This is a genomic window from Leptotrichia buccalis C-1013-b (assembly GCF_000023905.1).
Taxonomy (GTDB): Bacteria; Fusobacteriota; Fusobacteriia; order Fusobacteriales; family Leptotrichiaceae; genus Leptotrichia; species Leptotrichia buccalis.
This window is the reverse complement of sequence record NC_013192.1, coordinates 2250498-2263705: the sequence shown is the minus strand read 5'-3', so window position 1 is coordinate 2263705 and position 13208 is coordinate 2250498. Positions and strand designations below refer to the sequence as shown.

Here is a 13208-nt window from a genome sequence, read left to right as displayed (position 1 = left end):
AAAAAATGATAATTTATAAAACATTGGATGAAATAAAAAAAATAAAAAAAGCTAATGAAATAATCGCAAGACTTTTTGAAGATGTATTGCCAAAACACGTAAAAGCTGGAGTTAGCACATACGAACTGGATCAAATCGCTGAAGATTACATTAGAAGTCAAGGAGCAATTCCAGGAACTAAGGGTTACGATGTAGGGCGTCCATATCCTCCTTATCCAGCTGCAACTTGTATTTCCGTAAATGAAGTTGTTGTACATGGTATTCCAAGCAAAAAGCAGATACTGAAGGAAGGGGATATTCTGACAGTTGACACAGTTACAGTGCTTGACGGCTATTTTGGTGACGCTGCGATTACTTATGCTGTGGGAGAAATTGACGAAACTTCTAAAAAATTGATGGAAGTTACTGAAAAAGCAAGAGATATTGGAATTGAGGTTGCACGTGCCGGAAATAGAATTGGAGATATTGGACATGCTATTCAGGAATATGTGGAAAGTTTTGGATTCTCGCTTGTAAGGGATTTTGCAGGGCATGGAGTAGGAAAGGAAATGCATGAAGATCCGATTATTCCAAACTATGGAAAAGCTGGAACAGGGGCTAAAATTGAAGATGGAATGGTAATCACGGTTGAGCCGATGGTAAATGTCGGTACTTATAAAGTAAAAGTTCTATCTGATATGTGGACAGCGGTTACTAAAGATGGAAAACGTTCAGCCCAATATGAACACAGCCTTGCCATTATTGACGGAAAGCCTGTAATCTTGAGTGTAAGAGATTAAAAGTTACGAAAAATAAAAAATATAAAGAAGGGAGATAATTATTTTGAGTATACTAGCATTCATATTAATAATATTTGTGGCAATACAGCACTATTGTATATTAATTCTTGAAATGTTTTTTAATGAAAGTGGAGCTGTTCAGAAAAATTTTGGATTAGAGCTAGAATTTTTAAAAGATGAACGCGTAAAAAAAATGATGTCAAATCAAGGACTATACAATGGTTTTCTTGCTTCAGGATTAATGTGGAGTTTAACCGAAACTGGAGAATTTCAATTTCAGATTGCAATTTTCTTCCTGATTTGTATTGTTTGTGCAGCTATTTATGGTTCTGCAACAGTTTCAAAAAAAATATTTTTACTGCAGGGAATACCTGCTTTACTAGCGATTACGTCGCTATTGCTACCATTATTATTCTGGTAAAAAAATACTTTAAATAAAATTTTCCAATACACCTTGAACTTAATGATAAAAATTAAAAGTTTTTAGGTGTATTTTTTCATAAAAAAAGAGAAATAATTCTAATTTTTTAAAATTACTTCTCTATAAAAAAGTTATTTATACTAAACCCCATTTGAAAATAGGAATAAATCTTTATAATAGGGTTATTTGATAGCTATTTCATAATCATTCAACTAATTACTATGTTTTTTTTATTTTTGTAGGATTGCTCTTCGCCGCAAATCCTACAACCTATGGCTAGTATACGACATTTTTCTGCACTGACAAAAAACTCGCTATGCTCAAACAGTTTTGCCAGCACAGAAAAATGCTCCGACGGATCAGTTTATATTAGACTCTGTTTAAAAAGTAAAAATTATATTTTAATTATTTGAAAATATTAGGTTTTTATCCTTTGCTAGAAAAGTTTGTAATAAATTCGTTATTTAAATGGAGTTTAGTATAAGATTATCGTATCTTCTTGCTAATTCTATAGCTCTATCTGCTGTCCATCCTGTCAATCATATCAGTTCTATAACCAGCAAAAACTATCGAACCTCCAATTAATGTTAAAAGTAAAATCCATCTTTTCATAAACTATTCCTTTTCTTAAAAATTTTATCATTTGTAAATTTATCTTATAATGATAAGTCTTGGATTGCTCTCGTCAAACAGACTTACCCCATCCACTTCTTCTAACTGCCAGTCATCTCCGTCAATTCCAGTTCCTTCTGTTCTTTCAACTATTTTTTTACCATTTTTACAATAAGTAACAGTTTCTTTATTTACATCATGGATTATCTTATCTGATGTGCAAGCCTTAGCTTTATGTCCTCCACTTTTTCTTGTTTTTCCTTTTGCAAAACTTAATGTTCCCATTACGAGAATTAACAATACTAGTAATACTTTTTTCATAAAAATTAATAAATTCCTTTCTTAGTCATAATATTTTTCGCTAAATTTTATCATACTAAACTAAGATTTTCCTTTTTTTTTGAGTTTAAAAAACTAAAATTTAATAAATAGAATATACATTAACTGTTTTAAGGAGGTAAACAAAAAAATTTCAATATTATTGAAAAAATTTTTATAGGAAATTTCTTTAACTTCATTTAGGTTTACTGGTTTAGCATTTTAGGGATTTAGGAGGTATATTAAGATTTAGTTTTCGTATATAATAAGTAGTGAATAATAAATATTTATAATATTAACAACTTTTTAATTTGTTTAAAATTGTAATCAAATCAAAATAAGATATAATGTATCTTAGATTTTCGATATCAAAAATTGTGAAGAAAATTTGTTTTTTATAATTTTTGATAAAAATTAATCGAAAAATTAGAATTATTGAATATTTTTATTTGAAAATTTATGAAGGAGTAATTAATTTATGAAAAAATTAATATTAGGAATATTTTTATTAGGGATAATTGTATTTGGTCGTCCTGGAGAAGTTGGGAAAAAGGATATTGGGGAAACAAACGGGTATTGTCAGAATGGTGTTATTTTAAAGAAATGGGAAATTGAAAGAGGAGATTTTTCACCAATAACAAAAGCGAGAGTAAAATATGAAGTTTGCGTACTGGATGGATTAAGATATAGAAATATTATTGCTGAATTGGAAGGAAGAGATGATTTTCAAAATTCAGAATTGAGAAATTATATTGAAATAGTTGACAGTCCAACGACAGTAGATTACGATAAAAGAATTCTTTATTTAAGAATATGGAATTAGTTAAGTTGTAATTTAAGAATTTGATTCCAGAGTTAAGTATAAAAAATATTTTTAAAAGGAGATTTGAAATGAGAAAAATACTACTATCATTATTTTTTGTAGCCACTTTGTCGTTTGCAAGAAGTGTAGATGAAACAGTTGCACAGATAAGAAGAGATTATAATGAGACTAATAGTTATAAAAATTATGATGTTGTAACTCAACCTGCTGAAAATGACAGTGATTGGGATATAAAAAAATATTATAGAAATGGTGACTTAAGAAAAGTCGTAACATCTGGAGGGGATGGACGTGTAGCAGAAACAACTGAATATTATCTGAAAAATGGACAGACATATTTTAAATATTTTGTGAGAAAAATTTATTATAATGGTGTTAGTAGAGAAGATGAAAGATATTATTATGATGAAGATGGGGAATTAGTAAGATTCATAGATGATTCAGGAGAAGTTTACGAAGATGAAGATGGATTAGATGGTGATTATGGATTTTACGGAAATCAAAAATGGGAAGACTAAATAGATTTAAATTAAACAAATTTTGAAAAGGAGAGAAATTAAAATGAGAAAATTAAGAAAATCAATGTTATTTGCACTTTTACTGGCTGCGGTGGTTAGCTGTGGAGGAGGGGGTGGTGGAGGTTCAAGCAGCAATGCTTCCACGCCTGTTAATATGGAAATTAATTTAAAGACGGATTTATCTGAAGCTGCTACCTTAAAAGTAGAGGCAGGTAGACTTGGAGTGCCAGTACAACCAGAATTTATAAAAGAAGGATTTGAAAGTTATTATGATAAAGCAGGATTAGTGAGTTATCCTCTTTCCTCTGTAGAAAATCAAATGGTTAATAGCGGTTCAGCACTTTTAAGAATAGATAGTGTAAATCATACACAATCATTAGAAGAGCAAGTAAAAAATAAATTTAATTCTTATAATCTATCAAATTTAACAGCAAATATGAAGAAAGGTTCAGCCTTACTTTTAATAGGTGGTAATTCTTCACTTAAATTATCACAGATAAAAGATGATTTATTCTCACAATTAAGTAGTAAGCCGACTATAAGTGGAAATAAAAATGAATACAGTCAGATAGTGTTTATCGGCGGAAACTTTGGAATAGATAAAGATGTAAATCTTGATTATAATGAAGATATGTATAATAGAATAAAAATATATGATTCTAACATAGTTAATGAGGCTACAATAAAAGGAACTAAAGATAATTTGGTAGGTATTGGGCAGAGAGAAAAAAATAATTTTATTTTTGTTCCATCAATAACATATAGTGGAAATATACTTATAAATGGAGGAACAATAAATCTAAGTGGTAATAATTCAATAGGGATATTTAATGCTGGTTGGAAAATTGCTGGAATACAAAATAATGGGAATATTATTGTAGGAAAAAATTCAACAGGTATATATGTCATAGATAAAAAGTATGAAGCAATGCAAACAGGAACAGGAAACATAGAAAATAATGGGAATATTGAAATCGGAGAAAATTCGAAAGGAATATATTATCAAGCTGATGAAGCAGAACAAGGTTATAAATTTGATGCCAATATTTTAAATGCAGGTATGATAAAAAGTGAAGGGAATGGAGCAATAGCAATGTTCCACAATTCATCTTCTCCAGCCAAAAAAAATCTAAAAAATACAGGAACAATAGAATTGATAGGAGATAAATCTATTGGAATGTTTGCAACAGGGAATGGAAAATATGATGTGGAAAATAGTGGTAAAATTATAATAGGGAATTCTAGCAGCAAATCCAATCCTGGTATCGCAATGTACACAAATAATAAAAATATTCTTTTGAATAATACAGGAACAATAACTTTAGGAAAGAATTCAATAGGGCTATATGGAATAGAAACAATAAAGACAGGAGATCTTGTAAATGGATATGTGCCTGCTCATTATTCAGCTGTGAATGCTCAAAATGGAAAAATTGAACTTTCTGGAAAAGGTGCAACAGGAATATATTTAAGTGATGGTGCAACAGGAATAAATGATGGAACGATAATAACTATAAATCCAGATGGTGGAAGCATCGGAGTTATTGGAATAAAAGATTCTCAGTTTACAAATAACGGAACAATTTCTGTAAACGAAGGAAGTGTTGGAATTTATGGAAATGGGAATAATGCTGTTTTGAAAAATAAAGGTGTAATAGCGGCAGGAAGAAATTCAGTTGGAATGTACTCGACAAATGGAGCTAATATAGAAAATAATAAAACTATAAAATTAACAGGCGATAATGCTGTTGGAATGTATTTGGCTGAAAATTCAAAAGGAATTAATAATGGAGAAATAATCACTGAAGGAATAGTAAATAAAGCAGTAGGAGTGGCAATTGGAAAAAATGCGGAGTTTACAAATAATGGTAAAATAGTTATGAATTCTAACGAAGGTGCAGGAATTGTAATTGCTAATGGTGGAATTATCAAAAATTATGGAAATATTCAGATTACAGGAGAAAATTCGTCAAGAGAAAAAAGAGTAGACAATATTATTGTAAAAATAGAAGGGATTACAAGTACACTTTCATCAACAAGAACAACAGCTTCTTCATTAGGAATCTATGTAGACACCCTAGGAAGAACAAAACCAATTGAAGGACTTTCTAATTTAGGTTTAAACAATGCTGACTTACTAATTGGTGCAGAAGCTACTGAAAAAACTAATGCTACTGAAGTTACAGTTGGAAATGAGGTGCTTGAACCGTTTAATAAATCTATTCAATCAAGCAATATTGCTAACTGGAATGTAAAAACTGGTTCGTTAGTTTGGGAAGCAGATTCTAAAATTGAAAATAACAAAGTTTCAAAAGTTACATTAAAGAAACAGTCTTATGCCAAATTTGCTGATAGCAAAACAACCGAGGCTGTGGCTAAAGGGCTGGATGAGAAATATACTGAAACTGCTGCAGATTCAAAAGATAAGCAAATATTTAACTATTTAAATAGTTTAAATGACACTAAAGCTCTTGGGAATACTTACCGCGAAATTAATGGAAGCCAATATATCAACGTTCAACAAAGAATTGCTCAGACTGACAATATTTTAGAAAATAAACTTTTAGACTTGCAAAAGGATAATTTTGATAAATCAGGACATCACGTTTCAACATTCTTTAGACGTGATAATCACGATCCAAAAACTTTGGAAATCCCTGATTCACACAGTACAGCTTATGGAATTTCATATTTATTCAGCAATGCTGATTTAAAGCAAGGAATTTATGCTGGAACTGTTATTAACAAATTTAAATTCAAAGATAATGGCAGATCAAGAGAAAATGTTACAATGTTTAAATTAGGTGCTTACAAAACTTTTGACTTGAATGATTTAGAATGGACATTAAGTGGAGATGGTTTTGCTTCTCAAAATGATATGAAGAGAAGATTTGTGATTGGAAATAATGTTTATGAAAACAAAGCTGATTACAATACTTATGGGTTTGCAATCAAGAATGAATTAGGTAAAACTTTCCAGGTTGGAGAAAATGTTACAGTTAAACCTTATGCCGCTTTAAAACTTGGTTATGGTAAATTTACAAATATTAAGGAAAAAGACGGGACTTTAAATATGGAAGTTAAAGGAAATAATTTTTATTCAGTTAAACCAGCTTTAGGAGTTGAAGTTGGGTATTCTGCTCCAATCATGGAAAACTCTAAATTTAAAGCTTCTTTAGGACTTGGCTATGAACACGAGTTAGGAAAGATTGAAGATAATGTAAATGAAGCAAAATTTGCAAATACGAATACTAAAATTAACTTAAAAGGTGCTAAAGATGAAAGACGTGGAAACTTTAAGAGCAACTTGAAAGTTGGATTTGAAGCAGGTAATTTTAATTTCTCAGTAAACGGAGGATATGATACGAAAGATAAAAATTCACATATTGGCATGGGACTTGGTGTTTCGTTTTAAGAGAAATAGAAAAATGTAAATTAATAGAGACAATCTTAGAAAATATAACTTTTTAAGATTAGTCTCCTATTTTAATAATTATTTATAAAATAGAAAGGAAAGTAATATGAATAAAAAAAGTATTCTAATTTTAGCCTGTGTTGCAATATTTGCATTTTTTCTAGGCGGAGCTTTTTTAGTGTACAGTTCGTATATAAAAACGCAGGAATTGCAAGCGAAAGTGAAGCTAGAACAAGAAAAGACAAAACAGGAAATGATAAAAAGTCAGAACGAACAGCAGCAAATGGCACAAGTAACAACTTCACTGGAAACCTCGACACCAGTGGCTGCTAAAAAAAGGACAAATTATGAGGCTGAGTTGATGGATAGAATGAGCTCCGTTCCAGAAAATAATATGACAAATGCAGGTGAAGTATTTGAGGCTTGGGATAAAGAATTGAATAAAATTTATAAACTTATTATATCTGAATTACCAGAAAGCCAAAAAATAAAACTACGAAATGAAGAAAGAGCTTGGTTAAAAAGAAAAGATAAAGAAATGGATAAAGCAGCGGAAGAAATGGCGATGGGAAGAGACGAAAATGGAGAATTGGTAGGCTGTGGAACAGGTTGTGGACATGCTTCAAGAGCAATGAATATTGAAATGACAAAAGAAAGAACGATAGAGCTTGCTAGAATGTATGATAAGTTGCATGCTAATTAAATTATGGGAAATAGACAAAAGCTAGGAGTGATTCTTTTATAAAAAGATTATATTAGATGGTGGAAAGCAATATATTACGATGAAAATACAGAATATGTATTACTGAAATCTCGAAACGTTTAGAAATATAAGTGTGTAGATGGAGCAGGTTATATTAAGATTTACGATTTTCCAAATGAATCAAATGAAAGATTGTATAATTAAAATTAAAAAGGCTGTTTTAAAAATTGACAGCCTTATTTTTATACATTGAAAAATAAAATAATAAATCATAAACTTCTGTAATAAATGCTTTAGTGTTGCATTATACAATAAATTAGTTTTTATAAAGGAAATATTTCATAATTTTATTTCTTTTTTGTTTGCTTCTTTTTTAAATTTTTATTTATTGAAACTGTATTTGTATTTCCTAAATGTTTATTTTCATTCGGATTTTTTCCAGCTTCTAACAATGTACTTTTTTCACTAAATCCTTTTTCATATCCTTTTGTTTCAAACCATTCTGTCTTGCTTGCTTCTGTCTGAGCTTTTTTATCTTTTTCAGTCAAATCCTTACCATTTTTTATTTTAAAATACATCTCAGGATTAACTCTGTTGATAAGCCCTTTTCCACGCATTTCAAAGGCTACCTCAAAATGTAAATGTGGAGCATGTGTTCCACTTGCATTTCCAGTTGTACCTGTTTTAGCAATCACTTGTCCAGCTTTTACTGTATCTCCAATTTTTACATTCACTTCACTTAAATGACAATATCTGATATATTTTATCTGCATTGTATTTGGATCATAGTTTTCGCTGTATGCCCATTCTCTTGCACTTTCCTTAGGTTTGAAATTTTTTCTTTTTATTTTTTCAAGTTCCTTTGGATCAACTTCCATATAAAAATTCAATCCATATCCAGTTTTATCTACATACATATCCACAATTTTTCCGTCTAAAACAGCATAAACATCCGTTCCTGGCAATGCAAAAATATCAATTCCTTGATGACCTCTCGCTCCATTGCTTCGAGTCAGCCCAAATTTAGCCCAGTCAGGATAGACTTCCCCACGAAAATTGTAATAAGTAACCTGTGGATCCTTTACTGGATTAACTCTAAAAATTTTATCATCTTCATCTTCTTTTCCAGCAGTATTAGAAGCTTTTGTATTTTTATTACTAGACACTATTCCCAAAATTATAAGTCCTAAGATTAATAAAGATGTTATTCCTATAATCATTTTATTTTTTTTAATTGATTTTAAATTTTTATCTTCTTCTTTTTTTTCTATTTTATTTTCCGAGGCTTCATCAGATTTCTTATTTTCATTGTTCATAATTTTATAACTCTCCTTCTTTTCTTTTTATTTTTCTTTATTTAAAACATATTCCTCAATGTAAAAATTAGAAATGTGTGAAGAAAATCCCTCTATTTTCTGATATTCTTTTATTTTCTTCCTAGCTTCTAATTTTGACGAACATACTGATAAAATTCGATGTTTTTCTTTTATTTTATCTTTATCAGTATAATAAAAATGAGAAAGTACATATAATTTTTGATTTTTTGAATTGCCAATTTCTACATCATCTTCTTTATAATAAGTAACATAACCACCTTCCCATCCAACATGTTTATCTAAATAATGTTTTTCTAGCCAGAACCCATCCAAGTGTGAACAAAATCCTTTGATTTTTTTATATTTTTCCAGCGCTTTCAATCCTTCTTCCTTTGTATAATAGGCACCTAAAACTCTTCCTTCATCATTCCATTTATACTTGTCATAGACATTTCCGTAATCATATTCATGCGATAAAATCCATATTTCCATAGTTTCTCCTAATTATTTAAGGCTTTTAGATTTAAACCCTTTTGTGCAGTAATCTTTCCCAATTATCATAGTTCTAATTTTAAATCCTTCAGGAAAATCTCTAAAACCTTTCATTTCTTTCCATTTATCAACAATTTCTAATGCCTTTTCCTTTGTTGAAAAAAAGCCTATCAATTTATCGTCATTCTTTTTATCTCTATGATACAGCATGTACACTTTTTTTATTTTTTGCTTTTCAGATTTCATAACTTGTTCTTCCTTTTTTGACAAGGGGTCTTGACCCCTTGCAGTATAAATATGTTATCACTTAATTTTTATAGCCTTTATTTTTAAAATTGTTTATTAAAATCAAGATTTCTAATTCTTTCAAAAATTAGTATCTCTTTTCCAATTCAAAAATAACTTCACTCAAAATATCATAAGCCAGCTCCACCTTACTTTTCTGACTAATTTCCACCGAAGTCCTATCTTTTTTAATAATCTCAATCACATTTTCATCGCTGCCCATTACAGACGCATTATTTGCTACTATAATATCCAAATTTTTCTTTTCCAGCTTTTTTAAGGCATTTTCCCTTATCTCATTAGTTTCTGCGGCAAATCCAACTAATAGCTGTTTTTCCTTCTTCTTACTCATCTCTAATAAAATATCAGGATTTCTAACCAATTCTATAACAAAATCTGAGTCAGATTTCTTTATTTTTTCCTTTTTGTATTCCTTTGGTCTGTAATCAGCAACTGCCGCACAAGCTATGAAAATATCAGTATTTTTAAAATATTCATCCACTTTCTCATACATTTCCAATGCCGATTCTACAAAAATAAATTTTTCAAGTCCATTTGGAACTTTCAAATTCGTAGGCCCACTAATTAAAGTTACTTCTGCTCCCAAATCAACAGCCGCCTGAGCAAGTGAATATCCCATTTTTCCACTTGAATTATTTGACAAATATCTGACAGGATCAATATTTTCCTTTGTTCTTCCGCTTGTTATAAGAATTTTCTTATTTTTCAAGACTATATCAAAATTCTCAAATTTTGAAAAAATACTGTATCTTTCTATTTCATCGACAATATTTTCTGGCTCGCTCATTCTCCCCTTCGCACTATAATTGCAAGCAAGTAATCCTTCTTCTGCATCAATAAACCTATAACCAAAAGATTTCAGTTTATCAATATTCTCTTTTAAAATCGGATTTTCATACATATTCACATTCATTGCCAAAGCAAAAAATACTGGCTTTCTTACCGAAACAGCAGAAAGGATTGTCGTAAGCATATCGTCTGCAATCCCATTTGCAACTTTTCCAATTATATTATAAGTCGCAGGTGCAATCAAAACCACATCCGCCCAATCCGCAAGTGAAATATGCTCCACTTCATAATGCGGATTACTATCCCACATATCCACATAAATCCTATTTCTTGATAAAGTTTCAAGAGTCAAAGGTCCAATGATTTTTGTAGCATTTTCAGTCATCACAACTTTCACATTATATCCTTTCTTTTTCAAAAGCGATACAATTCCAGCCGATTTATATGCCGCAATTCCCCCTGTAACTCCTACTAAAATATTTTTCATTTTTTCCCTCTTTTTAAATCAAAAATTACAATAAATTATAATCTGTACTTCCATCCTTATTATCCTTAATTTCCACTCCAAGCACCTTCAATTCATCCCGAATTTCATCAGATAACTTGAAATTTTTCTCGCTTCTTGCCTCACTTCGTAATTTTATCAGCAATTCAATTAATTTTTTTGTCAATTCCATATTTTCTCCATCTTCCTCCTTCACAGCATTTTCTACTTCAATCGCTATTCCAAACACATTTTCTATTTTTGCCTTCAAAGAATCATAAGATTTTTTTATTTCATAATAAATTGTGGAAAACTCACTTTCATTTGTGGAAATAAATTTATTTGTTTCCCTAATTTGGTCAAAAATAGTCGCTAGTGCCTGCGGTGTGTTCATATCCTCAGCCATTGCCTCTTCAAATTTTTTATCAAATTCATCAATTTTTTGAGAAAACTCTGAATTTTTAACATTTTCTATTTTTTCATTCTTATATTTTTCAACAATATTTTCAAATTTATTCATTGATTTTATAATATTTTGCAATGCCTTTTTCGTATCCTCCATGTTCTCGAATGAAAAGTTAATCGGCTTTCTGTAATGAGTGCTAAGAATAAAAAGTCTTATTACATTCCCAGAAAATTTTTCAAGTATTTCCCGAAGCAAAAAGAAATTTCCTAGCGATTTTGACATCTTGTCGCCATTTATCTGAATAAATCCGTTATGAAGCCAGTAATTTGCAAAATTTCCGTGATAAGCACACTTGCTTTGGGCAATTTCATTTTCATGATGCGGGAAAACTAAATCCTGTCCGCCACCGTGAATATCAAATGTATCCCCAAGATATTTTTTTGCCATCGCACTACATTCTATATGCCATCCAGGACGTCCCTGTCCCCAAGGCGATTCCCAAAACGGCTCTCCATCCTTCTTTTTTTTCCAAAGTGCAAAGTCTACTGGATTTTTCTTAATTTCCGACACATCAATCCTAGCCCCAAGTTCCAGCTCCTCAATTTTCTGATTTGACAATTTCCCATAATCCTTATATTTTTTCACCTCAAAATAAACATCCCCGTCTTTCTCATAAGCAAACCCATTGTCAATTAATTTTTGAATAATCTCAATAACTTCTGACATATTCTCAGTAACCTTAGGTCTTTTCACACTCTCAAGAATATTCAGCTTGCTAATATCCTCAAAAAAATATTTTATATATTTTTCCGAAACCTCGCTCGCAGAAGTCCCTTCTTCCATAGACTTATTTATAATCTTATCATCCACATCCGTAAAATTCTGCACAAACTCAACTTCCATCCCCTTATGCTCAAAATACCGTGCCAACGTATCAAAAACCACAATCGGACGTGCATTCCCCAAATGTATGTAGTTATAGACAGTAGGCCCGCAAACATACATTTTTACCTTATTTTCTTCTATTGTCTTAAATTCTTCAATTTTATTCGTCATTGTGTTGTAAAGTTTCATTTTTTATTCTCCCTGCTTTTGAAAACTTTTAATTTATTTTGGTGCATTTAAATATAAAAATTGACTTAGATGCTTTTTATTTCTTAACTTCTCTTTTTCTATATAAATTCAAGAATTGTATTATTTTAATTTTTAAATTCTCTTTCTTTAAATGCTTCATCTATTCTTTCTATTATTTTGTAAAAATTTGTGCAATTGTAGGATTCATTTAGTGGTATCTTATCTTTTGAACACATTTCATACTTTATTCTTGAATTTCGTATAGCTGTTTTTATCTCTTCTTTATTAACAACTATTCCTTTACTTTTCTCATATTTTATTCCTTTTATTTTTTCTAACTTTTTAATATAATTTCTTTTATCACATTTTCCTATATTGCTATATTTACAATAATGATATAAAAGCCATAATTCAAAAGATATATTTGAAAATATAAGTTTATAACATTCTTTATCGCACTCTTTCTGAATAAAGTCAAGATTATTTTGATCTTTATCTAGTACACACCATACTTCAGAATTTATATTTCCTTTTTTTATCTCTTTTTTTATAGTACGTTTTACATTTTTCCAATCTCCACCTTTACAAGGAAAAAAACGAAAATCCACATCTACTGCTCTTGTTCCAAAAGAATCATAATATTTTTTTAAATACAAATGTTCACTGCAATTTTTTTCACCTTCTAAAAATAAATATATTTTTTTTCTTGTTATTTCCCTATTTTGGTTATTTTGTCCTTTTTTTCTAGCCAT

General features: G+C 30.0%; 13 protein-coding genes. 6 read left to right on the top strand and 7 right to left on the bottom strand.

Translation table 11 applies throughout. The features are described 5' to 3' along the window. The first annotated feature begins 5 nt into the window (after positions 1–5). Together map and LEBU_RS10560 are read left to right on the top strand one after the other, a co-directional pair. Complete coding sequence (gene map, locus LEBU_RS10565) at positions 6–779, top strand: type I methionyl aminopeptidase (protein WP_015770314.1); 774 nt, start codon at positions 6–8, stop codon at positions 777–779. Between the two features lie 43 nt (positions 780–822). Further along, positions 823–1200, top strand: coding sequence for a DUF1304 domain-containing protein (locus LEBU_RS10560; protein ID WP_015770313.1), 378 nt, complete (start codon positions 823–825; stop codon positions 1198–1200). 651 nt (positions 1201–1851) lie between these two features. Here LEBU_RS10560 and LEBU_RS10555 read toward each other — a convergent pair. Beyond that, positions 1852–2133 carry a hypothetical protein gene (locus LEBU_RS10555; protein ID WP_015770311.1) on the bottom strand — a complete coding sequence of 94 codons (282 nt, stop codon included), beginning with the start codon at positions 2131–2133 and terminating at the stop codon, positions 1852–1854. A gap of 475 nt (positions 2134–2608) precedes the next feature. On the opposite strand from LEBU_RS10555, the gene LEBU_RS10550 reads away from it, so the two are divergent. The 4 genes from LEBU_RS10550 to LEBU_RS10535 all read left to right on the top strand — a co-directional run bounded on the left by LEBU_RS10550 (position 2609) and on the right by LEBU_RS10535 (position 7589). After that, entirely contained in the window at positions 2609–2953 is a 345-nt protein-coding gene (locus LEBU_RS10550; RefSeq protein WP_015770310.1) for a hypothetical protein, read from the top strand. A gap of 68 nt (positions 2954–3021) precedes the next feature. Then, on the top strand, positions 3022–3471 hold the full coding sequence (locus tag LEBU_RS10545) for a hypothetical protein (protein ID WP_015770309.1): 450 nt from the start codon (positions 3022–3024) through the stop codon (positions 3469–3471). A gap of 43 nt (positions 3472–3514) precedes the next feature. Next, complete coding sequence (locus tag LEBU_RS10540) at positions 3515–6886, top strand: autotransporter outer membrane beta-barrel domain-containing protein (RefSeq protein WP_015770308.1); 3372 nt, start codon at positions 3515–3517, stop codon at positions 6884–6886. A 106-nt stretch (positions 6887–6992) separates the two neighbouring features. Then, positions 6993–7589 carry a lysozyme inhibitor LprI family protein gene (locus LEBU_RS10535; RefSeq protein ID WP_015770307.1) on the top strand — a complete coding sequence of 199 codons (597 nt, stop codon included), beginning with the start codon at positions 6993–6995 and terminating at the stop codon, positions 7587–7589. 347 nt (positions 7590–7936) lie between these two features. On the opposite strand, the gene LEBU_RS12375 is transcribed toward LEBU_RS10535, so the two are convergent. The 6 genes from LEBU_RS12375 to LEBU_RS10505 form a co-directional block, all read right to left on the bottom strand. Then, a complete protein-coding gene (locus LEBU_RS12375) occupies positions 7937–8905 on the bottom strand; it encodes a M23 family metallopeptidase (RefSeq protein ID WP_015770306.1) in 969 nt (322 codons plus the stop codon). Between the two features lie 27 nt (positions 8906–8932). Further along, a complete protein-coding gene (locus LEBU_RS10525) occupies positions 8933–9397 on the bottom strand; it encodes a DUF7336 domain-containing protein (RefSeq protein WP_015770305.1) in 465 nt (154 codons plus the stop codon). A gap of 12 nt (positions 9398–9409) precedes the next feature. Next, positions 9410–9667, bottom strand: coding sequence for a DUF7336 domain-containing protein (locus LEBU_RS10520; RefSeq protein ID WP_238974484.1), 258 nt, complete (start codon positions 9665–9667; stop codon positions 9410–9412). A gap of 103 nt (positions 9668–9770) precedes the next feature. Then, positions 9771–10979, bottom strand: a complete 1209-nt coding sequence (gene coaBC, locus LEBU_RS10515; protein ID WP_015770303.1) for a bifunctional phosphopantothenoylcysteine decarboxylase/phosphopantothenate--cysteine ligase CoaBC — start codon at positions 10977–10979, stop codon at positions 9771–9773. A gap of 25 nt (positions 10980–11004) precedes the next feature. Next, on the bottom strand, positions 11005–12456 hold the full coding sequence (gene cysS / locus LEBU_RS10510; protein ID WP_015770302.1) for a cysteine--tRNA ligase: 1452 nt from the start codon (positions 12454–12456) through the stop codon (positions 11005–11007). Positions 12457–12581: 125 nt separating this feature from the next. Continuing rightward, positions 12582–13208 (bottom strand): RloB family protein, encoded by a 627-nt coding sequence (locus LEBU_RS10505; protein ID WP_015770301.1) that lies wholly within the window; start codon positions 13206–13208, stop codon positions 12582–12584.

What these genes read in the sequence shown, in the direction of transcription:
- map (WP_015770314.1), top strand. Translation starts at nt 6, where the DNA reads ATGATAATTTATAAAACATTGGATGAAATAAAAAAAATAAAAAAAGCT.
- LEBU_RS10555 (WP_015770311.1), bottom strand. Translation starts at nt 2,133, where the DNA reads ATGAAAAAAGTATTACTAGTATTGTTAATTCTCGTAATGGGAACATTA.
- LEBU_RS10550 (WP_015770310.1), top strand. Translation starts at nt 2,609, where the DNA reads ATGAAAAAATTAATATTAGGAATATTTTTATTAGGGATAATTGTATTT.
- LEBU_RS10545 (WP_015770309.1), top strand. Translation starts at nt 3,022, where the DNA reads ATGAGAAAAATACTACTATCATTATTTTTTGTAGCCACTTTGTCGTTT.
- LEBU_RS10540 (WP_015770308.1), top strand. Translation starts at nt 3,515, where the DNA reads ATGAGAAAATTAAGAAAATCAATGTTATTTGCACTTTTACTGGCTGCG.
- LEBU_RS10535 (WP_015770307.1), top strand. Translation starts at nt 6,993, where the DNA reads ATGAATAAAAAAAGTATTCTAATTTTAGCCTGTGTTGCAATATTTGCA.
- LEBU_RS12375 (WP_015770306.1), bottom strand. Translation starts at nt 8,905, where the DNA reads ATGAACAATGAAAATAAGAAATCTGATGAAGCCTCGGAAAATAAAATA.
- LEBU_RS10525 (WP_015770305.1), bottom strand. Translation starts at nt 9,397, where the DNA reads ATGGAAATATGGATTTTATCGCATGAATATGATTACGGAAATGTCTAT.
- coaBC (WP_015770303.1), bottom strand. Translation starts at nt 10,979, where the DNA reads ATGAAAAATATTTTAGTAGGAGTTACAGGGGGAATTGCGGCATATAAA.
- cysS (WP_015770302.1), bottom strand. Translation starts at nt 12,456, where the DNA reads ATGAAACTTTACAACACAATGACGAATAAAATTGAAGAATTTAAGACA.
- LEBU_RS10505 (WP_015770301.1), bottom strand. Translation starts at nt 13,208, where the DNA reads ATGGCTAGAAAAAAAGGACAAAATAACCAAAATAGGGAAATAACAAGA.